Annotated in this window: 20 protein-coding genes and 1 tRNA gene; 9 read left to right on the forward strand and 12 right to left on the reverse strand. The window is 71.0% G+C overall.

Annotated features, from left to right (window positions below):
• Positions 1-31: 31 nt before the first annotated feature.
• The 4 genes from Msi02_RS03255 (at position 32) to galK (ending at position 4,602) form a co-directional block, all read left to right on the forward strand.
• Positions 32-961 carry a helix-turn-helix domain-containing protein gene (locus Msi02_RS03255; protein ID WP_204047008.1) on the forward strand — a complete coding sequence of 310 codons (930 nt, stop codon included), beginning with the start codon at positions 32-34 and terminating at the stop codon, positions 959-961.
• Positions 958-1,380: a VOC family protein gene (locus Msi02_RS03260; RefSeq protein ID WP_204047009.1), complete on the forward strand. Its 423-nt coding sequence runs from the start codon at positions 958-960 to the stop codon at positions 1,378-1,380. The genes Msi02_RS03255 and Msi02_RS03260 overlap by 4 nt, the downstream gene beginning before the upstream one ends.
• A gap of 190 nt (positions 1,381-1,570) precedes the next feature.
• Positions 1,571-3,232: a catalase gene (locus tag Msi02_RS03265; RefSeq protein WP_204047010.1), complete on the forward strand. Its 1,662-nt coding sequence runs from the start codon at positions 1,571-1,573 to the stop codon at positions 3,230-3,232.
• Between the two features lie 248 nt (positions 3,233-3,480).
• The gene (galK, locus tag Msi02_RS03270) at positions 3,481-4,602 is read left to right on the forward strand and encodes a galactokinase (RefSeq protein WP_204047011.1); all 1,122 of its coding nucleotides are present in this window, start codon (positions 3,481-3,483) and stop codon (positions 4,600-4,602) included.
• Positions 4,603-4,607: 5 nt separating this feature from the next.
• Here galK and Msi02_RS03275 read toward each other — a convergent pair whose 3' ends face one another.
• From Msi02_RS03275 to Msi02_RS03285, 3 genes are all read right to left on the reverse strand, one after another.
• Positions 4,608-5,378 (reverse strand): enoyl-CoA hydratase-related protein, encoded by a 771-nt coding sequence (locus Msi02_RS03275; RefSeq protein WP_204047012.1) that lies wholly within the window; start codon positions 5,376-5,378, stop codon positions 4,608-4,610.
• Positions 5,379-5,416: 38 nt separating this feature from the next.
• The gene (locus Msi02_RS03280; RefSeq protein WP_239108079.1) at positions 5,417-6,571 is read right to left on the reverse strand and encodes a nitric oxide synthase oxygenase; all 1,155 of its coding nucleotides are present in this window, start codon (positions 6,569-6,571) and stop codon (positions 5,417-5,419) included.
• Positions 6,572-6,874: 303 nt separating this feature from the next.
• Positions 6,875-6,947: transfer RNA gene (locus Msi02_RS03285), tRNA-Asn, on the reverse strand.
• Between the two features lie 252 nt (positions 6,948-7,199).
• On the opposite strand from Msi02_RS03285, the gene Msi02_RS42955 reads away from it, so the two are divergent.
• Positions 7,200-7,502 (forward strand): YtxH domain-containing protein, encoded by a 303-nt coding sequence (locus tag Msi02_RS42955; RefSeq protein WP_239108080.1) that lies wholly within the window; start codon positions 7,200-7,202, stop codon positions 7,500-7,502.
• A 167-nt stretch (positions 7,503-7,669) separates the two neighbouring features.
• Here the strand turns inward: Msi02_RS42955 and Msi02_RS03295 are convergent, their stop codons facing one another.
• The 4 genes from Msi02_RS03295 to dnaG form a co-directional block, all read right to left on the reverse strand.
• Positions 7,670-8,173, reverse strand: coding sequence for a hypothetical protein (locus Msi02_RS03295; protein WP_239108081.1), 504 nt, complete (start codon positions 8,171-8,173; stop codon positions 7,670-7,672).
• Between the two features lie 86 nt (positions 8,174-8,259).
• Entirely contained in the window at positions 8,260-8,988 is a 729-nt protein-coding gene (locus tag Msi02_RS03300; RefSeq protein ID WP_204047013.1) for a DUF8817 family protein, read from the reverse strand.
• A 183-nt stretch (positions 8,989-9,171) separates the two neighbouring features.
• A complete protein-coding gene (rpoD, locus tag Msi02_RS03305; RefSeq protein ID WP_079312297.1) occupies positions 9,172-10,311 on the reverse strand; it encodes an RNA polymerase sigma factor RpoD in 1,140 nt (379 codons plus the stop codon).
• Positions 10,312-10,457: 146 nt separating this feature from the next.
• Positions 10,458-12,401, reverse strand: coding sequence for a DNA primase (gene dnaG / locus Msi02_RS03310; RefSeq protein ID WP_239108082.1), 1,944 nt, complete (start codon positions 12,399-12,401; stop codon positions 10,458-10,460).
• Positions 12,402-12,548: 147 nt separating this feature from the next.
• On the opposite strand from dnaG, the gene Msi02_RS03315 reads away from it, so the two are divergent.
• The gene (locus tag Msi02_RS03315; protein ID WP_204047015.1) at positions 12,549-13,397 is read left to right on the forward strand and encodes a M23 family metallopeptidase; all 849 of its coding nucleotides are present in this window, start codon (positions 12,549-12,551) and stop codon (positions 13,395-13,397) included.
• Between the two features lie 186 nt (positions 13,398-13,583).
• On the opposite strand, the gene Msi02_RS03320 is transcribed toward Msi02_RS03315, so the two are convergent.
• Positions 13,584-14,888, reverse strand: coding sequence for a deoxyguanosinetriphosphate triphosphohydrolase (locus Msi02_RS03320; protein ID WP_204047016.1), 1,305 nt, complete (start codon positions 14,886-14,888; stop codon positions 13,584-13,586).
• A gap of 173 nt (positions 14,889-15,061) precedes the next feature.
• Here Msi02_RS03320 and Msi02_RS03325 point away from each other — a divergent pair, with 173 nt between their 5' ends.
• Positions 15,062-15,853 (forward strand): hypothetical protein, encoded by a 792-nt coding sequence (locus tag Msi02_RS03325; RefSeq protein ID WP_239108083.1) that lies wholly within the window; start codon positions 15,062-15,064, stop codon positions 15,851-15,853.
• 100 nt (positions 15,854-15,953) lie between these two features.
• On the opposite strand, the gene Msi02_RS03330 is transcribed toward Msi02_RS03325, so the two are convergent.
• On the reverse strand, positions 15,954-17,366 hold the full coding sequence (locus Msi02_RS03330) for an FAD-dependent monooxygenase (RefSeq protein ID WP_239108084.1): 1,413 nt from the start codon (positions 17,364-17,366) through the stop codon (positions 15,954-15,956).
• Positions 17,367-17,439: 73 nt separating this feature from the next.
• Here Msi02_RS03330 and Msi02_RS03335 point away from each other — a divergent pair, with 73 nt between their 5' ends.
• Positions 17,440-18,093: a TetR/AcrR family transcriptional regulator C-terminal domain-containing protein gene (locus Msi02_RS03335; RefSeq protein ID WP_204047017.1), complete on the forward strand. Its 654-nt coding sequence runs from the start codon at positions 17,440-17,442 to the stop codon at positions 18,091-18,093.
• A 160-nt stretch (positions 18,094-18,253) separates the two neighbouring features.
• On the opposite strand, the gene Msi02_RS03340 is transcribed toward Msi02_RS03335, so the two are convergent.
• Entirely contained in the window at positions 18,254-19,213 is a 960-nt protein-coding gene (locus Msi02_RS03340) for a LysR family transcriptional regulator (protein WP_204047018.1), read from the reverse strand.
• Positions 19,214-19,283: 70 nt separating this feature from the next.
• Between Msi02_RS03340 and Msi02_RS03345 the strand changes: the two genes are divergently transcribed.
• The gene (locus tag Msi02_RS03345; RefSeq protein ID WP_204047019.1) at positions 19,284-20,303 is read left to right on the forward strand and encodes a YeiH family protein; all 1,020 of its coding nucleotides are present in this window, start codon (positions 19,284-19,286) and stop codon (positions 20,301-20,303) included.
• 25 nt (positions 20,304-20,328) lie between these two features.
• Here Msi02_RS03345 and Msi02_RS03350 read toward each other — a convergent pair whose 3' ends face one another.
• Entirely contained in the window at positions 20,329-21,636 is a 1,308-nt protein-coding gene (locus Msi02_RS03350; protein WP_239108085.1) for a M14 family metallopeptidase, read from the reverse strand.
• Between the two features lie 205 nt (positions 21,637-21,841).
• Positions 21,842-24,490, reverse strand: coding sequence for a pyruvate, phosphate dikinase (gene ppdK / locus Msi02_RS03355; protein ID WP_204047020.1), 2,649 nt, complete (start codon positions 24,488-24,490; stop codon positions 21,842-21,844).
• Between the last annotated feature and the right edge of the window lie 217 nt (positions 24,491-24,707).

The raw sequence follows: 24,707 nt of genomic DNA on the forward strand, positions 1-24,707 counted from the left end.
GACTGGGAGGGCGGGGAAGGAGGACCAGCCGATGGTGGCGCGGACACGGGGGACGGCGGACTCGGACGAGCGCGACGAGCGCGACGAGTCGCGCTTCCTGCACCGGTTCTTTCTCCACCGGCGGCCCGCTCCCGCGCTGCGTCCGCTGGTCGCGTGGTACAGCGGCTATCGCGAGGCCGGAGTCCCCCCGGCCACGCATCGCGGCCTGCCGTCGCCCTACCTGACGATGATCGTCACGCTCGACGACCCGCTCGTCGTCACGGCGCACCCCGATCCAGGCACCCCGCCGGGGTCGTACGACACGCTGGTCGGCGGGCTGCACACGAGCCCGGCGCTGATCGAGCACGACGGGCGGCAGTCGGGCGTGCAGCTCGCGCTGACGCCGCTCGGCGCGCGGGCCCTGCTCGGGCTGCCCGCCGGGGAGCTGTCCGGGCTCGATCTGGACGGCGCCGAGGTGCTCGGCCGGCTGGCGGGCGAGCTGCGCGAGCGCCTGCTGGAGGCGTCCGGCTGGGACGAGCGCTTCGCGGTCCTCGACACGGTCCTGTCCCGGCACGCCCGCCCGACGCGGGCGCACCCGGCCGAGGTGGCGCGGGCGTGGCGGCGCCTGCTGGCCACTGGCGGGCAGGTCACCGTGTCCGGTCTCGCCCGCGACGCGGGCTGGAGCACGAGGCACCTCAACGCCCGGTTCCGGGAGGAGATCGGCCTGTCCCCCAAGGAGGCGGCGCGGGTCGTGCGGTTCGACCGGGCCCGGCGCCTGCTCCAGAGCGCGGTGGCGTCCGGCCGGCGGCTCACGCTGGCCGACGTGGCGGCCGAGTGCGGGTTCTACGACCAGGCGCACCTCGCCCGCGAGTTCGGCGCCCTCGCCGGCTGCTCGCCCAGCCGGTGGCTGACGGAGGACGGCGTGCAGTTCCGAAACGTCCAAGCCGGGACGGGGGACGGCTCGCCAGACTCGGTGGCATGAACGACACCACACCAGCACCCCAGGTATGGCCCACGCTGCGGGCCAGGGACGCACGCGCCCTGATCGCCTTCCTCGTCGAGGCGTTCGGCTTCGAGGAGACCGCCGTGTACGGCGAGGGCGACCGCGTCGACCACGCCCAGCTCTCCTGGCCGCACGGCGGCGGGATCATGCTGGGCAGCGTACGGGACACGCCGGACGACAAGTGGAACCTCACGCCCGGCTCCTTCGGCGCGTACGCCGTGACCGACGATCCGGACGCGTTGTTCGCCCGGGCGACCGCCGCGGGGGCGCGGGTCGTCCAGGAACTGCACGACACCGACTACGGGTCCCGCGAGTTCGCCGTCCGCGACCCGGAGGACAACCTCTGGTCGTTCGGCACCTACCGGGGCGAGCCGCGGAAGCCCTCCACCACGGGGTGAGGCAGGGGACTGACTCCCCACCATGGTTCCGGCGGTGCGCGGGATGGGCCGTGATCACCGCCGGAACCTGCCTTTACAGGATCTCCTCTCCTGAGGGCGTCGGGACGAATACCACGGCAAAAAGCGGAAAGGGAGGTATTGAAGAGGACAAACAGCTCAAACGAGATCAAATAGCGAGAGGAGCCGTCCCATGACGGACGTCTCGAGCATGGGACCGGAGCCCGGGGACGAGCGTCCGGTGCTGACCAACCGTCAAGGGCACCCGGTCTACGACAACCAGAACCAGCGGACGGTCGGCGCGCGTGGCCCGGCCACTCTCGAGAACTACCAGTTCCTGGAGAAGATGAGCCACTTCGACCGGGAGCGCATCCCGGAACGGGTGGTGCACGCGCGCGGCACGACGTCGTACGGCTTCTTCGAGGCGTACGGCATGTGGGGCGACGAGCCGATCGCCCGGTTCACGAGGGCGAAGCTGTTCCAGGAAGCCGGCAAGCGCACCGACGTGGCGGTGCGGTTCTCGACCGTGATCGGTGGGCGCGACTCGTCCGAGTGCGCCCGGGATCCGCGCGGGTTCGCCGTGAAGTTCTACACCGAGGACGGCAACTGGGACCTCGTCGGAAACGACCTCGCGGTGTTCTTCATCCGCGACGCCATCAAGTTCCCCGACGTGATCCACGCGCTCAAGCCGGACCCGGTCACCTTCCGGCAGGAGCCGAACCGGATCTTCGACTTCATGTCGCAGAGCCCGGAGAGCATGCACATGATCGTCAACCTGTTCAGCCCGCGCGGCATCCCGGCGGACTACCGGCACATGCAGGGCTTCGGGGTGAACACCTACAAGTGGGTGAACGACCGGGGCGAGACCGTGCTGGTGAAGTACCACTGGATGCCCAAGCAGGGGGTCAGGAGCATGACGGCCGAGGACGCCGCACGCATCCAGGCCCACGAGCTGGGCCACGCCACGAAGGACCTGCACGACGCCATCGAGCGCGGCGACTACCCGGAGTGGGAGCTGCTCGTCCAGATGATGAGCGACGACGAGCACCCCGAGCTGGACTTCGACCCGCTGGACGACACCAAGGTCTGGCCGGAGAACGACTTCCCGGCCAAGCCGGTGGGCCGGATGGTCCTGAACCGGACCGTGGACAACGTCTTCGCCGAGAACGAGCAGATCTCCTTCGGCACCGGCGTCCTCGTCGACGGGCTGGACTTCTCCGACGACAAGATGCTGGTGGGCCGCACGTTCTCCTACAGCGACACCCAGCGCTACCGCGTCGGGCCGAACTACCTGCAACTGCCGGTCAACCAGGCCAAGAACGCCGACGTGCGGACCAACCAGCGCGACGGCTTCATGACCTACCGGCAGGACCAGGGGGGCGAGAACCCGCACGTCAACTACGAGCCCTCGATCACCGGCGGGCTGCGCGAGGGGCAGTTCCCGACGCACGACGAGCAGGGCCCGGAGATCGTCGGAAGGCTCACCCGCAAGCGCATCCCGCGGACCAACGACTACAAGCAGGCGGGCCAGCGCTACCTGCTCATGGAGCAGTGGGAGCGCGACGACCTGGTGGAGAACTTCGTCACCATGCTGTCGCGGTGCGACCGGCCGATCCAGGAGCGCATGGTCTGGCACTTCCTGCTGGTCGAGGACGACCTCGGGCTCCGCGTCGGCGAGGGGCTCGGCATCACGCCGGACGACGTCAAGCACCTGGAGCCGCTCGCGAGCCAGGACCTGACCGACGAGGACAGGGAGCGCCTGGCCAACCTCGGCAAGAACGGCCCGCGCGACGTCTCGGGCCTGAAGATGACGCACTGCGTCCCCGACGAGCGGGCGACCGTACCCGCCATGTGAGATCCGCCGTGCGGATCAGGGCCCGGCCGGGAACTCCCGCGCCGGGCCTTTCACATGAGCCCGAGGGAGCGCCGTGCATGCGGCCCCACACCCGGAGCGCGAGCGCGACGGCCGCCGGAGGCAGATCCGGGAACGAGCGAGCGCCCGCGAGGGTCGTCCCCACCGGTCGCGGGGGCGGCCCTCATAGGGCTTCCCCGCCGGGGGCCGCTACCCTACGGGGAGGCTGCGATGTTGAGGAGTGTGCGACTATGCGCGTTATTGATGCTTTCCGGCAGGCGTACGGCGGCGAGCCCGCCGGAGTCTGGCACGCGCCCGGCAGGGTCAACCTGATCGGAGAGCACACCGACTACAACGACGGCTTCGTGCTGCCGTTCGCGGTGCCGTGGGGCGTCACCGCGGCGGTCAGCCCCCGCGAGGACCTCACCATCCGGATCTCCTCGCTCCAGGCCCCCGGCGAGGAGCAGGTGCTGGAGGACGTCGAACGGGCCGAGGGCTGGGCCCGCTACCCCGCCGGAGTCGTCTCGACGATGCGCGGCGCCGGGCTGCCGGTGCGCGGCGCGGACATCGTGATCGACGGCGACGTGCCCAAGGGCGCCGGGCTGTCCTCGAGCGCGGCCCTGGAGGTGTCCGTCGGGCTCGCTCTGAACGACCTGTACGGCCTGGGCCTGGAGCCGATGGCGCTGGCCAAGCTGTGCCAGAAGGCCGAGAACGAGTTCGTCGGCATGCCGTGCGGGATCATGGACCAGGCGGCCTCCGCGCTGAGCAAGGAGGGGCACGCGCTGTTCCTCGACTGCCGCTCGCTGGCCAGCCGCGCCGTTCCGTTCGACCTGTCGGCGTACGGCCTGCAGATCCTCATCATCAACACCGGCGTGCACCACGAACTGGCCGACGGGCAGTACGCCAAGCGGCGCCAGGACTGCGAGAACGCGGCCAAGCACCTCGGCGTCCCGTCGCTGCGGGACGTCACCGACCTCACCGCGGCCCTGTCCAGGCTCAGCGGCGACGAGCGGGCCCGCACCCAGCACGTCGTCACCGAGAACCACCGGGTGGAGGCCGTCATCGGGCTGCTGCGGGCGGGAGCCGTACAGGAGATCGGCGCCCTGCTCAACGCCTCCCACCTGTCGCTGCGCGACCAGTTCGAGGTCTCCTGCCCCGAGCTGGACGTGGCGGTGGAGGGCGCGGTCAAGGGCGGCGCGCGGGGCGCGCGGATGACCGGCGGCGGCTTCGGCGGCTCGGCCATCGCGCTCGTCGCCGACGACCGGGTGGACCGGGTCCGCACCACCGTGGAGCAGGCCTACGCCGAGCGCGGCTGGGCCGCGCCGACGTTCCTGCCGGCCACCCCGGCGGCCGGCGCCCACCGCGTCCGCTGAGCCTCCTACGTCAGGGGCGGGAAGTCCGGCGGCCGGCGTTCGAGGAAGCTCGCCACTCCCTCGGCGAAGTCCGGCCGCCGGAACGACTCCATCATCAGCCGTACGGCCTCGTCCCTGGCCTCGTCGAGCCCCGCCTGCCAGCCGCCCCAGATCTGCCGCTTGATGATCGCCATCGAGGCGGGCGAGCACTGGGTGGCCAGCTCCTTCGCGTACGCGACCGCCTCGGCGAGCAGCCGCTCCCCCGGCACCGCCCGTACGGCGAGGCCCATGGCGCAGGCCTCCGCGCCGGTGAAGACCCGGCCGGACAGCAGCAGGTCCATCGCCCGCGCCTGCCCCGCCAGCCGCGGCAGGATCCAGCCCAGGCCCCACTCGGCGACGAGCCCGCGCCGGGAGAACGCGGTCGTCCACTTGGCGTCGTCGGCCGTGACGACCACGTCGCACACGAGCGCGTGGACCATCCCCAGACCGGCGCACGCGCCGTTGACCGCCGCGACCACCGGCGTGCGCAGGGTGGTGGGGAACGTGTTGGGCCGCGGGTCCTGCTCATCCGTGTAGTCCCCGGACTGGATCGCCGTCAGGTCCGCGAAGTCGGCCCCGGCGCAGAAGCCCTTCCCCGCGCCGGTCACCACGATCGCCCGTACGGACGGGTCGCGGTCGGCCTCCTCCAGCAGGTCGAAGTAGCGCCGTCCCATCTCGGCGGTCCAGGCGTTCAGCCGTTCCGGCCGGTTCAACGTCAGGATCCGCACACCGCCGTCGTCCTCGGACAGCACCACCATCGTCGCCCTCCTTAACCCGAACTATGTTCTACACGGTTCTACATCAGGGGCGGGCGGTGGACGTAGGCCGGCGTGAGCCGTACGTCCTCGTAGTAGCGGTGGAAGACCGGCGTCGCGGCGCCGGACAGGGGCGGCACGATCCAGGACCAGTCGGCGGGGCAGACGCGCCCGCTGCGCTCCTCCCGCTCAAGATGGGTCAGGAACCGCCGCGCCTCGGTGTGATGATCGGTGATCGTGACGCCGTCCTCCGCGAAGGAGTGCAGCACGGCGACGTTGAGCTCCACCAGGGCCTGGTCGCGCCAGAGCGTCCGATCGTGGGAGGTGTCGAGGCCGAGCCGCTCGGCCACCACCGGGAGCTGGTCGTAGCGGTCCCGGTCGGCGAGGTTGCGCGCGCCGATCTCGGTGCCCATGTACCAGCCGTTGAACGGCGCGCACGGATAGGTGACGCCGCCGATCTCCAGCGCCATGTTCGAGATCGCCGGCACGGCGTGCCACTTGAGCCCCAGGTCGGCGAACCACGGGAAGGCCGGGTGCCGGAGGGGCACCTCCAGGACCACCTCGCGCGGCACCTCCCGCAGGACCAGGGCGCCCTTGGCCTCCACGACCAGCGGCAGGACGTCGAACCTCGTGCCCTCCCCACGCCAGCCCATCCGCAGGGCCCGCTCGGTGATCTGCGCGTTCGCCGGGTCGCCGAGGACCGAGCCGTCCTCGCGTACGTACCCGGCGTAGCGGATGAGCTGGTCGTTGAGGATCCGCGGCGCCCGCTCCCCCGGCCGGTCGGGGGCGAACACCGTGATCGTGGGGCGGATCCTGCCCTTCCCGGTGGCCGCCCTCAGGTGCTCGACGCACTCCTCGGCCACGCCGTCGGCGGTGTCCACGTGCCGCCGGTCACGAACCTGCAGCGACCGCCAGTAGAGGCGCCCGATGCATCTGTTGCTGTTGCGCCACGCCACCCGCGCGCCGAAGGTCAGCTCGCCCGTGGTGTGCGTGTACGTCCCCGTCTGGTCGATCTCCGCGAGGACCTCCCGGAGCCGGACCTCCACCGGGCCCGCCACCGGGTTCTCCGCGTGGTGGAGCCGGATGAAGTTCTCCGCCTCCCGCCTGTCGATCTCCTCCCCACGCTCCCGTACGGGCGCGGGGGTCTTCTTCGATTTACGCCAAGTCAGCACGACCGCCACACACTTCGCGCTCACGGGCGCCCCGCGCCGGTTCCGGGCCGGCGGTGACACCCTTCCGCAGTGGCCCTCACCCCACTGCGCCGTCCGTGGTCCGCGGCAGCCGCGACCGGTACGGCCACGGCGATCACATTTTCCGCGAAGTCCACGGATTTGTCCGCCAAATCCACACACCGGCGCAGAGGCGGTGCGCAACTCACCGATCGCTCGATCGGCCGCACGTCTCGAAGGACGCGACCGCTGTTATAGCGACCGGCGACCCGTACGTGGACACGAAAACCCCGGGGCGGTGGTCTGTGACCACCGCCCCGGGGTGAAATGCTCCCGCGATAGGACTCGAACCTATAACCTGCCGGTTAACAGCCGGCTGCTCTGCCGATTGAGCTACACGGGATCGTGCTGTACTGCTCTGCTCCGCTCGTTCCGGCCTTTCGGCTTTCCTTGCGGCGCGGAACTAGATTAGCGCACTCCGGGGGGTGTCTGTCACATCGATTCCGTCCGCGAGTCGTCGGGTCTTGATCGGCATACGGCAAAGAGCGCCCGGACAGCGGCAGGAGCCCGCCCGGGCGGGGCCGGGACGGCTGCTGTTGGATAGAGACAGGCCCTCGGGGTAGGGGGGCGGGGAACACGAGCGCGGAGGTGGAAGATGCGATACAAGGCGATGTTCGCCACCGGGCTGGCCGTCGGCTACGTCCTCGGCACGCGGGCCGGGCGTGAGCGCTACGAGCAGATCAAGCGTTTCGCGCAGCGGTTCGCGGACAGCCCCACGGTGCAGGAGGCGGCGGGGCTGGTCGGCGCCCAGGCCTCGAAGGTGGCGGGCAAGGCCAAGGACTTCGCGGGCGACAAGGTGCCGTTCCTGAGGAAGACGGAGACCTGGGAGCAGGCCGACAGGACCGACCGGGTCGGCACCGCCACCGGCTGGCCGGCCGGCGCCGACCAGATTCCCTGAGCGATCCCCGAGGCCGGGCCGCCCCATGGACGGCCCGAGACCAGACAGATCCCGGTCCGGCTCCGCCTCCCCGCGGAGGGCCGGCCCGGACGATGCGACGCGCCATCGGTGGGGCCCCCGGCATCACGCCGGGGGCCCCGCCGCTTTGGAAGGGCGCGGCGGATCGATCAGACGCCGAGGCTGCGGCGTACCTCTTCGAGGGCCTGCTCGGCGTGGGCGCGCAGGCCCGGGTCGTCGGCGTCGAGCCCCGGGTCGAAGATGAACTCCCAGCGCGGGGTGTCGTAGCCGGGGATGCGGCGCGCGACCAGGCGCACTCCCCCGCGGCCGTTGATGGTCACATGGCGGCTCGCGACGATCGTCGAGGTCACCCGCTCGCGGATCGTCTCCGGCAGCCTGCCCGGCTCCGGCAGGAGGGCCCGATGGACGGCTCCGTCCGTCATCGTGACCGTCACGCCCTCCTCGTCCCACACGGCCTTGTCCATCAGGTGCCAGGGCAGGCGCGGCCCGTCCGGCAGGTGCAGCGCCAGGGTGGTGGCGACGAGGTGGCCGCCCTCCGGCGTGGGCGCGTGGCTGATCGGGCGCTCGCCGCTCTCCAGGGCGAGAGCCGTACGGACCTCACGGGGCAGCCGGGAGCCGAACAGGCGGGACAGTGAGGGCTTCTGAGAGGTCAAGGGGGCACCGCCAGCGTACGACGACCGTTAACACCCCCGAGGCTATCCGGCGGCACGGTCTCGACTTCGCTCCCCCCAGACACATTTCAGGCGAGCCACTCCTGGAGTCCGGCGAGATGCCCGAGTTCCGACTCGACGCGCTGCCTGTCGTCCGTCGTGAGCTCCAGGCCACGCAGATCGGCGAGCCAGGCGTCGGTGGGCTCACCGAGGACCGTGGCCAGGTCGACAAGGTGACACAGGGCGATGGCCCGCTCGACCGGCGAGGCGTCCGCGCCGTGCCTGCGCACCGCGGACTTGAGCGCACGGAAGGCCTGAAGGTCGTCGTTCTTGAACTCGCGCAGGATCCGGGCGTTGTCGAGGGCCTTGGCCAGGCCCGTCAGCTTCTTCGAGCCGCCGTACTCCAACTCGGCCGGCTCGTCGCGCTGGATGAAGATGATCGAATTTCCGGACGGATCGGTCAGCGTGAACCGGGACGCGCCGGGCCGGTAGCGGGTGATCCGCGGTAGGCCGGAGCTCAGCACCTTCCCGTAGACCCGGCGCATCGCCGCGACGAACGCCGCATGATAGGGCGCCACGGCGTCGACCAGGACCAGGCAGCCTCCGGAATGCTCCCGGGCCGGATCCAGGTCCTTGGGCGCCGGGCCGAAGTGCAGCTGAAATCCGCTCCACTGCAGCGCCAGATAGACATAGGGCTTGCTCTGTTTGTAGGTCGCTTCGAATCCCAGCGCCTCATAGAACGCCAGGGTCTCCTCCACTGACACGCACGGCATCAACGGCACCGTCGTCTCGTTCGGCCGAATCGCGGACTCGCTCACGTCATCCACCTTCCAGGTCGTCCCGGCGATGGTCACACCCCACCGGACGACTCGCATATGGATCGTTCCAGCGCCCCGCCTCGCGCCATCAGACGCCGATGTTCACCTGGCCGCGCCGGGCAACACCCATAACGCGACGAGCGCCTCCCAGAGGGCGGGAGGCGCTCGTCCGCGGTCGAGGCGTCAGTCCAGGTAGTCCCGGAGCATCTGGGCCCGGGTGGGGTGGCGCAGCTTGGCCAGCGTCTTGGACTCGATCTGGCGGATGCGCTCACGGGTCACGCCGAACTCCCGGCCGACCTCCTCCAGCGTGCGGGGGTGGCCGTCGGAGAGACCGAACCGGAGCTGGATGATCCGCTGCTCGCGCTCCGACAGCGTGGCGAGGATGTCGTCGAGCTGGTCCTGCAGCATGATGAAGGCCGCGGCCTCCATCGGCACCACGGCGTCGGCGTCCTCGATGAAGTCGCCGAGGTCGGAGTCCTCCTCGCCGATGGGCGCCTGGAGCGAGACCGGCTCCTGCGCGATGCGCTGGATCTCCACCACACGGTCGATGGGCAGGTCCATCTCGGCGGCGATCTCCTCGGGGGCGGGCTCCCGGCCGAGGTCCTGGTGGAGCTGCCGCTGCACGCGGACCAATTTATTGATCGTTTCGACCATGTGCACGGGAATCCGGATCGTTCTCGCCTGGTCGGCGATCGCCCGGGTGATCGCCTGGCGAATCCACCAGGTCGCATAGGTCGAGAACTTGTATCCCTTGGTGTAGTCGAATTTCTCGACCGCACGGATGAGACCCAGATTGCCCTCCTGAATGAGATCCAGGAACAGCATTCCGCGCCCGACATAGCGCTTGGCGATGGAGACCACGAGCCTGAGGTTGGCCTCGATGAGCCGCTGCTTGGCGCGGACGCCCTCCCAGACCAGGTCTTCCAGCTCCGGCCGGGCGAACCTGGCGGCGGGACTCTCGCAGAGCTTGTCCTCCGCGAACAGGCCGGCTTCGATGGCCTTGGCCAGTTCCACCTCCTCCTCGGCGGTGAGCAGCGGAACCCTGCCGATCTCTCTGAGGTAGATCCTGACCAGGTCGCTGGTCGGAGCGCGTTTGCCGATATCCTCCTCGTCCGGCTTGCTGGGCTCCTCGTCGCCTTGCGGCTCGAGGACCTCAACCCCGTTCTCGGCGAGCATCCGCACGACGCGCTCCAGCGCGTCGGCGGGCAACTCGGATCGGTCGAGCGCGGCGGCCACGTCGTCAACCGTGACGCTCCCGCGTTCCCTTCCCTTCGCGACGAGGTCCGCCACCTGGTCTACCGATGGCGGCCTGCTTGGCAGCACCGATGCACCCACGCAACACAGTGTGCAGGAAAGGCACCACTAAATGGCAGGCCTATTTTTGTCACCCAAGGTAAGGCGGAAGTCAATACCGAATCGAGATCAAAACATATGTTTGGCGGCTGTGAGATCTGGAAAGGGACGTTTATTCAGGCCCCGCTGGCGCGTTCACGCAACACCCGTCGCTGCTGTTCCAGCGCCACGAGTTCGCCGAACAGCCGGTTGTACTCCTGCTGCTCCTCGACCGGGTTGAGCCGCTGCAGGCGTGACTTCACCTGCGCGACGGCCCGGCCGACCGCGACCTCCTGGATCTTGGCCAGGACGGCCGCGCCGTAGCGCTCCTCGACGTTGACGTCGGCGCGCACGGCCTCGACCGCGAACCGGGTCACGAGCGACCTCAGGTCGACGCCCGTCCCGTCCGGCGTCCCGGCGTCCGCCTGCTCCAGCAGCCGGTCGACCCACTCGCGCCCGCCGGGTCCTCCGGCGACGGTCCCCCCCGCCGCCAGGATGACCTCGTACAGCGCGACGTGCTCGGGCAGGGTGAACGTCGCCGCGCCGAGCGCGTCGAACTCCGGCCCGAGCAGCGCGGGCCGCTGCACGGCGAGCTTGAGCGCCTCCGCCTCCAGGCGGACGGCGGGGTCCAACGGCTCCTGCCGCGCCGGGCCGGGCCCCGCGGGCGCGGCACCACGCGCCCCCTGCTGTCTGCCCTGCTGCCCACCCTGTTGCCGGCCCGGGGCGCGCCCGCCCTCCTGCGTCCGCCCCACGACCTGCTGTACGCGCTGGATGACGAAGCCCTCGTCCATGAAGCCGAGCCAGCGGTCGAGGTCCACGACGTAGGTCTTGCGCAGCCCCGGGTCCTTGATCGAGCCCACGACGGGCGCGGCGGCGTCGAGCGCGGCCAGGCGGCCCTCGTTGGTGTTGAGGTCGTAACGGGACAGGATGCTGCGGATCGCGAAGGCGAACAGCGGCTCGCGGCCGGCGATCAGGTCGCGCACGGCGGCGTCGCCCTGCTTGACCCGCAGGTCGCACGGGTCGAGACCGTCGGGCTGCACGGCGACGAAGGTCTGCGTGACGAACTTCTGCTCGTCCTGGAACGCGCGCAGGGCGGCCTTCTGCCCCGCCGAATCGCCATCGAAGGTGAAGATCACCTCACCCCGGAACTCCGCCTGGTCGAGCAGCAGCCGGCGCAGGACCTTGATGTGGTCCTCCCCGAAGGAGGTGCCGCAGGTGGCCACGGCGGTCGGCACGCCGGCCAGATGGCAGGCCATGACGTCGGTGTAGCCCTCCACGATGACGGCCTGGGACCGCTTGGCGATCTCCCGCTTGGCGAGGTCCACGCCGTACAGCACCGAGCTCTTGTGGTAGATCGGGCTCTCGGGGGTGTTCAGGTATTTGGGGCCGTCGTCGGAGTCGAGCAGCTTGCGCGCGCCGAAGCCGATGACGTCGCCGGTGATGTCGCGGATCGGCCAGATCAGCCGGCCGCGGAACCGGTCGACGGGGCCGCGCCTGCCCTCGCGGGCCAGGCCGCCCTTGATCAGCTCCTGGGAGGTGAACCCGCGGGCCATCAGGTGCCGCGACAGCGCCTCCCACTCGTTGGGCGCGTAACCGACGCCGAAGTGCTCGGCGTCGGCCCGTTCGAAGCCGCGCTCGGACAGGAAGCGCCGCCCCGGGGCCGCCTCCGGGCTGGACAGCCGCTCTGCGTAGAACTCGGCGGCGGCCCGGTGCGCCTCGATCAGCCGCAGCCGCTCACCCTGCTCGCGACCGGGCACGTAGCCGCCCTGTTCGTAGCGGAGCTGGATGCCGGCGCGCTGGGCGAGCCGCTCGACGGCCTCGGTGAACGTCAGGTTCTCGATCTTGCGGACGAACGTGATGACGTCGCCGCCCTCGGCGCAGCCGAAGCAGTAGTAGTAGCCCCGGGCCGGGGTGACGTTGAACGAGGGGGACTTCTCGTCGTGGAAGGGGCACAGCCCCTTCAGGTTGCCCCCGCCCGCGTTGCGGAGCTGGATGTGCTCGCCGACGACGTCGGCGATCGGCGAGCGCTCCCGCACGAGCGCGATGTCCTCGTCACTGATCCGACCGCTTCGCCCTGCCACGCTGGCGAGTCTAGAGCCTGCCCCCGACAGACCGGACGCCCCACCGCGGGCGGTCGAGGACATGTCACGACTTTCCAGAACCGGTCGTGATGTGCGGCTTGGTCCGTTACAAAGGAAAGGTTCGGTAACGTCGACCAGGTGGAGATCATGCGATCGGGGAGACTGGCCGCCCTCGCCGGCGCCGCGTTCGTCGCGGCGTCCTGCGGCGCGCCCGCCGGGGTCGCGGGAGTGAGCACGCTGCCGCCCACCCCACCGCCGGGAGGCGGCGTCACGGCCGCCACGGACGACTCCCAGCCCGGCCACATCGTGCCTCCACCGGGGGACGCGCCGGTGCGGGTCCCGCCGCCGAAGATGTCCCCCTACACGTACGCCTTCCCCATCAAGGGCTGCAAGGTGTCGTACTCCCGCAAGCTGCTCGTGCTTCCCAAGACCACCATCTGGGCGGCCAAGGGATGCGCGTTCGTGTCGCCGGTGGACGGAGTGGTCCAGGAGGTCAACGTCAAGAACCTCTGGACGCCCTCGACCGACCGCGGCGCCGACCGGGAGGGCCGGTTCGTCACGATCAAGGGCGAGGACGGCGTGCTGTACCTCGGCGGCCACCTCGACTCCGTGGAGCAGGACGTCACGCCGGGCACCAAGGTCAAGGCCGGGCAGTTGCTCGGCCGGGTGGGCAACACGGGCAACGCCCGCGACACCGCGAGCAACCTCTACTTCGCCATCTCGTGGCCGGCCGAGCCGCAGTACTGGTGGGTGCGGCGGGGCATCGTGCCGCCGTGGCCCTATCTGGACGCCTGGGACGACGGCAACCGCACCGTCTCGCCGCGCAAGGACATGCTCACGCTGCGCAAGAAGCTGGGTGCGACCCCGCCCTGCACCCAGCTGTGCGGGTCCAGCTCGTCCGGGCAGCCCACGCCCACCCCGGACGAGACCAAGCCGCCCACGAAGAAAAAGAAGAACGGCGCCAACGACGACGACGTCGTGGTCATCCCGCTCTGAGCGGGACGCTCACCAAGGCACGGGTCCGTCCGCACCGAGCGTCGCGAGCTCGACCGCGACCGCCGCGCCCTGCGCCGCCGTACGCGGCAGGGAACTCGCCGGGCGCGCAGAGTGGCGGACCTCGACGGCGAGCCGCTGCCGCGGCGGCCCGAGGCGGCTCCCGAGGGCTTCTCCCGGCGCGGCGGGTCAGCCGGCCTTGAGGCGGTGCGTGGCCGCCGACAGGCGGCGGTGCCAGCCCATCGCGGAGGCGTCGGTCAGCGAGGCGATCTGGTCGACCACCGCGCGCAGCCGTCCCGCGTCGTCGGCGGCCTGCTCGAACTGCGGCCGCAGGGCGGGCTCCAGCGTCGCCGGGGCGCCGCGCAGAATGAGGTCGCCCAGCTCGGCGATGATCTCGCGCTGCCGGGCCTGGACGGCGTGGTGGGCCTCCCGGGACATCACGTAGCGGGCCGTCACCCCCTTGAGCAGCGCGCATTCCAGGCGGGTGGCCCTCGGCACCACCAGGTCCGCGTCGTACCGGTCGTGGCCGCCTCTGCCTCCCGGGGTGGGACGGCAGCCGTACGCCTCGCGCGTGGCGTCCTGGGCGGAGCGGCACAGCCGGCCGATGAGCGCGCTGGTGAGCCGCTTGAGCGCGGCGAGGTCGGCGAGCCCGGCGTCGAAGGCGGCCGGCCACAGCGGCTCGGCGAGCAGCCGGGCGAAGGTCTCCGACAGCTCCTCCATGCCGGCGTCGGGCGCGTACCACTCCCTCGTCAGGCGGCACACCTCCAGCCGTTCCTCGGGGTCCCGCAGGGCCGCCATGGTGACGTGGCCGCACGTCAGCGCGTCCTCCAGGTCGTGCACCGAGTAGGCCACGTCGTCGGCCCAGTCCATGATCTGTGCCTCGAAGCCGAGCGCGTAGTCGGGCGCCCCCTCCCGCACCCAGCGGAAGACCGGCAGGTCGTCGGGGTAGACGCAGTACGGCTGGCCCTCGCCGGCGAGCGGGACGCCGGGGACCCGGCAGGACGACCCGGCCCAGGGATACTTGCAGACCGAGTCGAGCGCGGCCCGGGTGAGGTTGAGCCCGGCGCTGCGGCCGTCCTCGGTGATGACCTTGGCCTCCAGCCGGGTCAGCAGGCGCAGGTTCTGCGCGTTGCCCTGGAACCCGCCGCACGGCGCGGCCAGTTCGTCGAGGGCGGCCTCCCCGTTGTGGCCGAACGGGGGATGGCCGAGGTCGTGGGCGAGGCAGGCGGTCTCCACCAGGTCGGGGTCGCAGCCGAGCACCTTGCCCATCTCCCGGCCGATCTGCGCGCACTCCAGGGAGTGGGTCAGCCGCGTACGGGGGCTGTGCAGGCCGGTGCAGTCGGCGGGGGCCACCACCTGCGTCTTGGCGGCGAGCCTGCGCAGCGAGGCGCTGTGGAGCACGCGTGCCCGGTCCCGCTCGAACGCGCTCCGCTCGGGGTTGCCGGGCGGCTCCGGCACCCACCGTGCCTGGTCGTGCTCGTCGTAGCGGGCCATGCGTCCTCCTTCCCTGTGGCAAGCCCCGTGGCGGCGGGGAATGGAGCGTACCCGCGAAGGTCCTGTTTCACGACAGATCCGGTAGTCCGATGGAAGATTGCCCTCTTGTCCGGTAAGCGGTCGCGAGCGATACTCGGTTTTTCCCGCCCTGGCGCTTCCGAGGAGGAGCCCTGGTGGTGGACAACGAGCTCGCGGAGGTCCTCCGATCCGGGCCCTTCGAGCGTGCCCTGCGGGCGGCCATCCGCGCCCGGGGGCTTAGCCTCGACCGCCTGCACGCACGGCTGCGCGAGCGGGGCGTCCATGTCAGCCTGTCCAGCCTCAGCTACTGGCAGCGCGGCCGGTCCCGGCCCGAGCGGGCCGCCTCGCTGGCGGCGGTCCGGGAGCTCGAAGGCATCCTGTCCCTGCCGGAGTACGCGCTGATCGGCCTGCTCGGGCCGCCCCGCCCCCGGGGCCGGCGGCCGGGGACGCTCACCGTGCTCAGCCACCACGAGCAGGTGGTGGTGGGGGCCGGCCGGGGGCACCGGGTGAGCGCCCGGGTCGTGCTGCGGGCCGCCGCGCCGGGCCTGGACCGGTACGTGGTCGCCCATCAGCCGGGCACCCGGCTGCTGCGTACCGAGGGATGCCGGCCCGGACGCGGCGACGACGACGGGACCGGGCCCCTGACCGAACTGATCTTCCCGCACCCGCTCGCCCCCGGCGAGACCCACATCGTGGAGTACGTCACCGCCGTCGCCGCCGCCGACCGGTACGACCGGCGCCTGCGCGACCCGGTCGAGCAGCATCTGGTGCAGGTGCGGTTCACGGGCGGGCGGCTGCCGGTGCGGTGCTTCCACACCTGGTCCCCGGACGCGTCGGCGCCGCCCGGGGACGCCGGTGAGCTGCGCGTCGACGCGTTCGGGACCGCTCACCTGGTGGACACCGGCGCCCGGCCCGGCGTACGCGGCATCCGCTGGGAGTGGGTCTAGCGGCCGTGTATATGCCGCGCTCCCCCGGTGGCGCCGCTGGTAAAGCTCAAGGGAGTGTGATCGAGCCCGTCTTCGTATCCGGTCGAGTGCTCGAACGAGGTCAACGCCAGGGTCGCAGGGCTGTGGACAACGCTTCGCGGCCCAGCGACTCTTTCCAGGCCAGGTGTCCGTCGGGCCTGATCAGCAGTGGTTCTCCGAATCCCTTGAGCTCGCTCACAAGGCGGCTGTCCACAGGCTCGCCCGAGGCGTCGGCCAGGATCGGGCGACCCGCGCGAAGGTGCTCGAACAGCCGCGTCCCGTCGGGCAGGTCCCGGTCGGGTACGCGCGGTCCGAGTCCATAGGAGATGTCCAGCCCCGTGATCATCATGGCGATCTTCCAGTTCGCGTCCGGCGTCGCGAGCATGTCGCCCACGTGCTTTCGAAGCGCATCCACGTGCGCGCCGGGTGCGCTCAGCGCGCTCTGCGCGCGCGTGTTCGACAGCACCCGGGCGCCCACGGGGTGCCGCTCTTCGTGGTACGTGTCGAGCAACTCCTCGTCGGCGCTCCCTCGCACGACGAGCGCCAGCTTCCAGCCGAGATTGAACGCGTCCTGCAGCCCGGTGTTCAGCCCCTGACCCCCGGCCGGCGAGTGGACGTGCGCCGCGTCCCCGGCCAGCAGCACACGCCCGGAGCGATAACACGCCGCCTGCCGCGCCACGTCGGTGAATCGCGAGATCCACCGTGGACTGTGCATCCCGAAATCGGTGCCCGCCACCCGGATGAGCATCGCCCGCAGATCTTCGAAGCCGATGGCCGTCGAGTCGGCAACGGTTGCCCCGGCCTCATCCACGATCACCCGCCGCCACCCCTTCTCGAAGCCGAGCACCGAGAAGTTTCCCCGTGGCGTTCGCTGGAGCAGAAACTGCTCCGCGGGCGGGTCGGCGAGTTCGACGTCCCCGAGGATCGACGTGGTGGTCGCCGGCGTGCCCGGAAAGTCGATGCCCGCCAGCCGGCGCACCACACTGCGGCCGCCGTCACAACCGACCAGATAACGCGTCTCCACGGGCCCGGCCGTGGTCTCGACCACGACCGTCTCCGCGGCTGCCAACGCCGCTGCCGCCCCCGCGGCCTGCGACGCCGCGCTCGCCGACGCCGGCCCTGGGCGTAGGCCCGTCACCTCGACCCCGCGGCGAATCCGAACGCCCAGCTCCCGGGCGCGAGCCTCGAGCAGCCGCTCGATCCGGCGCTGGACGATCACCAGCAGGAACGGATACCGGGTCGGCAGCCCCGACAGGTCGAGCGGCAGTCCGGCGAAGCGCGTACCCGGCAACGGACGCCCCTCGGCCAGGAACGGGTCGAGCATCCCCCGCTGATCGAGCACTTCCAGCGACCGCGGATGCAGCCCGCCCGCCCTCGAGTCACGCGTGGGCTCGGTCAGCCTTTCGAGTACCAGCACATCCACCCCGGCGAGCCGCAGCTCGCACGCCAGCATCAGGCCGGTCGGGCCGGCGCCGGCGATGACCACGTCTTCCATGATCGCCCCTAACGCTATTAGAGTAATCTCGAACGGCGTTAGATTTAGCTCTAACGGTGCTAGATTGTCAACCGTGCCCATCACACCCGACCTGATCGCCCGGACCGGCCTGCGGCTGCTGAACGACGTCGGCCTCGACGGCCTGACCATGCGGACACTCGCCAAGGAGCTCGACGTCCAGGCACCCACGCTCTACTGGCACGTCAAGAACAAGCACGAGCTGCTCGACCTGATGGCCGGGCTGATCACGGCCGAGGCGGCCGACGGCGTCGAAGGCCCCAGCCGCAACGAGACCTGGCAGGAATGGATCGCCGGCCTCGCACGCAGGATGCGCGACGCGATGCTTCGCTACCGCGACGGCGCCAGGGTCACTGCCGGGTCCTACTCGACGGGTCCGTCCATCGGGCGGACGTTCGAACTGGTTCTGCGTACGCTCACCGACGCCGGCTTCTCGACCACCGAGGCGGCCCGCGCGTTCCCCGCCGTCCTGCACTACGTCGTGGGCTTCACGATCGAGCAACAAGCGCGTACGGGCGAGAATTACGAAGGCCCCAACCCCTATGCGCAGACGATGACCATCGACGAAACCCGGTATCCCCTGACGGCAAGCGTGACCAAGGAGCTCTACGCCGTCGACAGCGACGACCATTTCGAGCACGGCCTACGCATCGTGCTGGCGGGCATCGAGGCCGTTCGTCAGAAGGGCAGTTCAGTAAGCGGCAGTTGATCGACGGGATCCGCCGGCGGGTTCGCACCGACGCGCCCGGGCGCATCGGCATGCCGCCGGGGCGCGCAAAAGGGGGATCTGCAGGCCGAGCCGCCCGGCGGCAGGTACGGCGCCGAGCAGGCCGATCACGGGCTGGGGCGTTCTCGTGGTGGGCTGACGGCTAGGGTCGCGGGGCGCCGTGAGCGGCGGTCCTGGCGAGGCGGACGAGCTCGGCTGCCGGGCCGGTCAGCCGGGTCCTGGCCCGCCACACCGCGAACAGCGGCCGCCGCAGGTCGAGACCGGCGACGGGCACCTCGATCAGGCGTCCGTCGCGCAGTTCCGCGGCCACGGCGAGGTGGCTGAGAACCGCCGGGGCGACCCCGGTCTCCACCGCCACCTTCACCGCGGCGTTGGAGGACAGCTCCAGGATCGGCGGGGCGACGTCCGGGCCGGTCAGGAGGCGGTCGAGGGCGTAGCGGGTGCCCGAGCCGGGTTCGCGCACCACCAGCGGCGTCGCGGCCAGGTCGGCCCGGCTCAGCGGTTCCCCGCGCGGTGGTTCCCCGTCCAGAGATTCGCCGCGCAGTGGCTTCCCGCGCCGGGCCCACGCGTGACCGGGGGCCACCACGACGACGAGCCGGTCTTCCGCGACCGGCCAGGAGGTCAGCTCCCGCGGCACGACGGGCGACTCGATGAAGCCCGCGTCGATCTCGCCGTCCGTCGCCATCCGGCAGACCTCGCCGGAGTTGACCACGCGCAGCCCCACCTCCACGTCGGGCAGCACGCGGCGCAGCGTCACCAGCCAGCCGGGCATCAGGTATTCGGCGACGGTCATGCTCGCGGCCACCCGTACGCGGGCGTCGGTCCGCCCGCAAAGCGCCCGCACCCCCGTGAGCAGGTCGTTCGCGGCGGCCAGCGTGGCGCGGGCCCAGTCCACGACGACCTGGCCCTGCGGGCTGAGGCGCGAGCCCGTGGTCGAGCGGTGCAGCAGCGGCACGCCCAGCTCCCGCTCCAGCGTGTCGAGCCTGCGGCTGGCGGACGCCTGCGTGATGCCGTGCAGCTTCGCCGCCTTACCGAGGCTGCCCTGCTCCGCCACCAGGAGCAGCAGTTCGAGGCTGGCCAGATCCGGCCACCGTACGGTCATACGGCAACCGTATGACCTCTTGCGAAATCGGTGGCTACCGGGGCATATGGGACTTCGCGACGATCTCCGCATGCTTCCGTCTCCCACGCGGACCACCGCTGCCCGTTCCCCGCTCCCGGGACTGCTCGCGACGGCCGCCGGGGTGGCCCTGGCCACCGCCGTCAACGCGCTCGTCCCCGCCGTCAGCCCGCTGATGGCGGCGCTCGTCCTCGGCGCCCTCATGACCAACCTGGGCCTGTCCTCACCCGCCCTGCGTCCGGGGCTCGAGTTCGCGGCCAGAGGGCCGTTGCGGCTCGGGATCGTCCTCCTCGGCGCGCAGCTCGCCCTTCCCGACGTCCTCGCCCTGGGACTCCCGGTGGTGCTGCTGGTCGTGGTGACGGTCACCGCGACCTTCTTCGGCACACAGTGGCTCGGCCGCAGGCTCGGGTTGGGGCGGGAGCTGTCCCTGCTCGTCGCGACCGGTTTCTCCATCTGCGGGGCGGCGGCCGTCGCGGCCATGGACGGGGTGACCGACAGCGACGAGGAGGACGTCATGACCGCGGTCGCCCTGGTGACGCTGTACGGCTCGCTCGCGATCGCCGTACTGCCGCAGGCCGGGGGTCTCCTGCACCTGTCTCCGGAGGCGTTCGGCGTCTGGGCCGGCGCCAGCGTGCACGAGGTGGCCCAGGTCGTGGCCACCGCGCAGGCTGTGGACGGGGCGCAGGCCGCGGGCGGGGCGGCGCTCACCACCGCGGTGGTCGTCAAGCTGACCCGCGTGGTCCTGCTCGCCCCCCTCATCGCCGGAGTCACCCTCTGGCGCCGCCGTACGGCCGCTCCCGCTGAGGGCAGGAGGCCGCCCGTCGTGCCCCTCTTCGTGGCCGGCTTCCTCGCCATGGCGGCCCTGCGCAGCCTCGGCGTCCTGCCGCCCGCGTCGCTGGCGGTGCTGAAGACCGCGGAGACCCTGCTGTTCACCGCCGCGCTGTTCGGCATGGGAGCGGCGGTCCGCCTGCGCGCGCTCCTGCGCACCGGCCGCCGCGCCGTCACGCTGGGCGCCCTCTCGACGGCCCTTGTCACGCTGGTCGCCCTCGCCGGCGTGACCGTGCTGGTATGACCGTGCTGGCGTGATCTCCGATGGATCAGGCGCCGCAGTACGCGGACTCCTTGCCGATGACCCGGTAGACGCAGTCGGCGTACTGCACGAGCAGCAGCGCGGCCGCCCGGTTGCGGGAGGTCTCCCTGTCGATCACCTCGTCGGGCGGGTAGAAGCCGGGGTTGCTCCTCTTGGGGTACATCTCGAACGTGTACGTGAAGATCTTGTACGTGCCCCACATCCAGTCGTCGATGGAGCCGTCGGTGATGTAGAGGTCGCTCGCCTGCTCGGCGGTGTACCCGTTGGTGGCCGCCATGCTCCGGCCGAGGGCGGCGTGCGCGTCCCGGTCGTCCCGCGTCATGCCCGGGCCGGTGTCGGCCGTCGTGTACCCGTACGGCCACAGGACGAGCTCGCTGTAGGTGTGCCAGTCGATGGCCGCCTTGATCTGCTGGACGCCGCCGACCACGCGGCCGCGGACGAAGTCGGCCGCCGCCCTGACCTCCGGGGCCGACTCGGCGGCCGGGCCACGGTAGGTCTCGCTCGACGGGGTGCCGGACGAGCCGCCGCAGCAGCCCCACCTGTAGCCCCAGTTGCGGTTGAGGTCGGTGCCGACGCTGGAGGTGCCGGAGTTGGGCTGGCGGTTCTTGCGCCACGACCGGTAGGAGCCGGTGGCGATGTCGTACTCGCCGCCGTCGGGGTTGAGGTCGGGCAGGATCCAGATCTCCCGCGTGTTCACCAGATCGGTGATCTGGGCGTCGCCGCCGTAGTTGTCGGTGAACAGGCGCAGCAGGTAGATCGCCATCTCGACGGTGAGATGCTCGCGCGCGTGCTGGTGCGCGGTGAACAGCACCTCGGGCTCGTTCTCGTCGACGCCCACGTTGTCGCTGATCTTGACGCCCATCAGGTCGCGGCCCTCGTACGAGCGGCCGTAGCTGAACCTGCGCGCGATCGTGGGATGGGCGGCGACGACCTGGTCGACCAGCGTGCTGAGCTCGGCGTAGTTGTGGTAGCCGGAGTCCCCCGAGGGGAAGTCGAAGGTCTGCGGGCCGCCCGTCTCGGCGGGGGGTGCCAGTTCGGTGACCGTGAACCCGAGCCTGCGGATGGCGTCGGCCTCCTGGAGGGTCGCGGTGACGACCATGCTCCGGCCGTGCACCTCGTCGACCGCGGCCCCGGTGCGGGCCACCGCGCTGCGCTGCGCGACGGTGGCGGGGCCGTCCACCTGGTACTGCCTCGACGTCGACGGCTCCTGACCCGCCTGTCCCTCCTGTCCCGCCGTGCCCGTCACCGAGGTCGTCAGCGACAGGGCCGGGGAAGCGGGGGCGACGCCGAGCAGTGCCGCGAGGGTACAGAGCAACGCGAAGACAGCACGGCGCCTCCCCGGCGACGGCAGGCGGCGACGTCTTCTCACTCCACGCCCTCCCTTGCGGTAGGTACGTAGAGTGATCAGATCAGGCGGCCGGCTTCAACGGTCACCGGGCCGTGTCGCGCGACCCGGTGAACCGTCTCCACTCCGACCTGGTCATTCCACAATCAGTCCGGATGTTCTGTGGAATTTCACCTCATCGCGTATCGGACTCCGCACAGGTCAGCGCCGCACGGCCCGCCTCCAGCCGGGCCACCGGAATGCGGAACGGCGAGCAGGAGACGTAGTCGAGGCCGATCTCGTGGCAGAAGTGCACAGAGTCGGGGTCGCCGCCGTGCTCGCCGCAGATGCCGAGCTTGAGGTCCGGCCGCGTCCGCCTGCCCTCTTCGACCGCGATCCGCATCAGCCGGCCGACGCCCTCCCGGTCGACCGACTCGAACGGCGAGACCCCGAAGACGCCGAGGTCGAGGTATCTGCCGAAGAAGGCGCTCTCGACGTCGTCGCGGGAGAAGCCCCACGTCATCTGGGTGAGGTCGTTGGTGCCGAACGAGAAGAACTCGGCGGCCTCGGCGATCTGCCCGGCCGTCAGCGCCGCCCTCGGCACCTCGATCATCGTGCCGATCGCCGCCTCCACGCCCGCCTCGGCGAGGATGCCCTCAGCCTCCTCCCTGACGATCTCCAGCTCCTGCACCGCGCCGACCAGCGGAATCATGATCTCCGCACGGGCGTCCTCGACCCGCCGGGCCGCCGTGGCGATGGCCCGCACCTGCATGGCGAACAGGCCGGGGATCGTCAGGCCGAGCCGTACGCCGCGCAGGCCGAGCATCGGGTTCTGCTCGTGCAGCCGCTTGACCGCGTCGAGGAGCCTGCGGTCCCGGTCGTCAGCCCCTTCTCCCGCCCGTTCTTCCGCGAGGGCCACCTTCACGGCCAGGTCGGTGAGGTCGGGCAGGAACTCGTGCAGCGGCGGGTCGATCAGCCGGATCGTCACCGGCAGCCCGCGCATGGCCGTGAAGATGCCGGTGAAGTCGCCGGTCTGGAGCGGTTCGAGCGCGTCGAGCGCGGCCTGCCGCTCCTCGGGCGTCGTGGCCAGGATCAGGTCCTCGACGAGCCGCCGCCGCTCCCCCAGGAACATGTGCTCCGTACGGCACAGCCCGATGCCCTGGGCGCCGTAGCGGCGGGCGCGGGCGGCGTCCTCGGGGGTGTCGGCGTTGGCCCGTACGGCGAGCCGGCGTGCGGAGTCGGCGTGGGTCATGATCCGGTCGACGGCCCGCACCAGCTCGTCCTCGGCGGGCTCGCCCTCGAAATACCTGGCGACCGGCGAGGCGGTGACCGGGACCTCACCGAGGTACACGGCTCCGGTGCCGCCGTCGATCGAGATCACGTCGCCCTCGTTCACCACGATCCCGCCGGGGGCGGTGAAGCGGCGGGCGTGCGGATCGACCTCCAGTTCCTCGGCCCCGCACACGCAGGTCTTGCCCATCCCGCGGGCCACCACGGCGGCGTGGGAGGTCTTGCCGCCCCTGGAGGTGAGCACGCCGTGGGCCGCGATCATCCCGGCGAGATCGTCGGGGTTGGTCTCCCGCCGTACGAGGATGACCGCCTCGCCCTGCCCGGCCAGCTCGACGGCCCGCTCGGAGCTGAAGACGGCCCTGCCCGCGGCGGCGCCGGGCGAGGCGTTCATACCGGTGGTCAGCCTGCGGTTGCCGGCCGTCGCGGCGAAGCGGGGGAACATGAGCTGGGCGAGCTGGTCGCCGGTGACCCGGGTGAGCGCCTCGTCCATGTCGATCAGGCCCTCGTCCACGAGCTGCGTGGCGATGCAGAAGGCGGCGGCAGCCGTGCGCTTGCCGACCCGGGTCTGCAGCATCCACAGCTTGCCGCGCTCGATCGTGAACTCGATGTCGCACAGGTCGCGGTAGTGCCGCTCCAGCGTCGCCATGATGTCGAGGAGCTCGCGGTAGGCCTCCGGGTTGATGGTCTCCAGCTCCTGCAGGGGGACGGTGTTGCGGATGCCGGCGACGACGTCCTCGCCCTGGGCGTTGCGCAGGTAGTCGCCGTAGACGCCCTGGCGTCCCGAGCCGGGGTCGCGGGTGAAGGCGACCCCGGTGCCGGAGTCCGGGCCCATGTTGCCGAACACCATGGCGACGACGTTGACGGCGGTGCCGAGGTCGGCGGGGATGCGCTCCTGGCGGCGGTAGAGGATCGCGCGCGGGGCGTTCCAGGAGTCGAAGACCGCCCTGACGGCGAGATCCATCTGCTCCCGGGGGTCGGCGGGAAAGTCGCGGCCCGTCCGCTCCCGGACGATGCCCTTGAAGGTCTCGACCAGCCGCTGGAGGTCGGCGGCGTCGAGGTCGGTGTCGTCCCGCTCGCCCTTGAGGGCGTCCATCGCGTCCTCGAACAGCTCGCCGTCGATGCCCAGGACGGTCTTGCCGAACATCTGGATGAGACGGCGGTAGGAGTCCCACGCGAAGCGGTCGTTGCCCGACTGCTTGGCCAGCCCGAGGACCGAGTCGTCGTTGAGGCCGATGTTGAGGACCGTCTCCATCATTCCGGGCATCGAGAACTTGGCCCCCGACCTCACGCTGACCAGCAGCGGGTCGTCCGCCTGGCCGAGGCGCTTGCCCATCCGTGCTTCCAGGGCGGCCAGATGCTCGCCGATCTCCCCCTCCAGCCCGTCGGGCATGCCCCCGTGACTCAGGTAGTGGCGGCACGCCTCCGTGGTGATCGTGAAGCCGGGAGGCACGGGGAGGCCGATGTTGGTCATTTCCGCCAGATTGGCGCCCTTGCCACCGAGTAGGTCTTTGAGGTCCTTGTTGCCCTCGGTGAAGTCGTAAACGTACTTGGGCATGCGACGCTCCTTCGCCGACTTCAATAAAACCGCGGACGCGGCCCGCAACCGGACTGTACCTAGGAAAAGCAGCACCAAACCTCACCCTTCGCCACATATGACGTCTAAGCAGGTCGCAGGCATCGAACAGGTCTAATCCAATCAAAGAACGGCCATTTTTCCGGTGGCCGCAGAGTGGTATAAACCAATTCGCCACCAAGGACGACGTGAAGGCTCC

It is taken from the genome of Microbispora siamensis (genome assembly GCF_016863095.1).
In the GTDB taxonomy this organism is placed as follows: domain Bacteria; phylum Actinomycetota; class Actinomycetes; order Streptosporangiales; family Streptosporangiaceae; genus Microbispora; species Microbispora siamensis.

Bases quoted from the DNA above. Each gene is read 5' to 3' on its own strand.
- Msi02_RS03255 (WP_204047008.1), top strand. From the start codon at position 32: ATGGTGGCGCGGACACGGGGGACGGCGGACTCGGACGAGCGCGACGAG.
- Msi02_RS03260 (WP_204047009.1), top strand. From the start codon at position 958: ATGAACGACACCACACCAGCACCCCAGGTATGGCCCACGCTGCGGGCC.
- Msi02_RS03265 (WP_204047010.1), top strand. From the start codon at position 1,571: ATGACGGACGTCTCGAGCATGGGACCGGAGCCCGGGGACGAGCGTCCG.
- galK (WP_204047011.1), top strand. From the start codon at position 3,481: ATGCGCGTTATTGATGCTTTCCGGCAGGCGTACGGCGGCGAGCCCGCC.
- Msi02_RS03275 (WP_204047012.1), bottom strand. From the start codon at position 5,378: ATGGTGGTGCTGTCCGAGGACGACGGCGGTGTGCGGATCCTGACGTTG.
- Msi02_RS42955 (WP_239108080.1), top strand. From the start codon at position 7,200: ATGCGATACAAGGCGATGTTCGCCACCGGGCTGGCCGTCGGCTACGTC.
- Msi02_RS03315 (WP_204047015.1), top strand. From the start codon at position 12,549: ATGCGATCGGGGAGACTGGCCGCCCTCGCCGGCGCCGCGTTCGTCGCG.
- Msi02_RS03320 (WP_204047016.1), bottom strand. From the start codon at position 14,888: ATGGCCCGCTACGACGAGCACGACCAGGCACGGTGGGTGCCGGAGCCG.
- Msi02_RS03330 (WP_239108084.1), bottom strand. From the start codon at position 17,366: ATGGAAGACGTGGTCATCGCCGGCGCCGGCCCGACCGGCCTGATGCTG.
- Msi02_RS03340 (WP_204047018.1), bottom strand. From the start codon at position 19,213: ATGACCGTACGGTGGCCGGATCTGGCCAGCCTCGAACTGCTGCTCCTG.
- Msi02_RS03345 (WP_204047019.1), top strand. From the start codon at position 19,284: ATGCTTCCGTCTCCCACGCGGACCACCGCTGCCCGTTCCCCGCTCCCG.
- ppdK (WP_204047020.1), bottom strand. From the start codon at position 24,490: ATGCCCAAGTACGTTTACGACTTCACCGAGGGCAACAAGGACCTCAAA.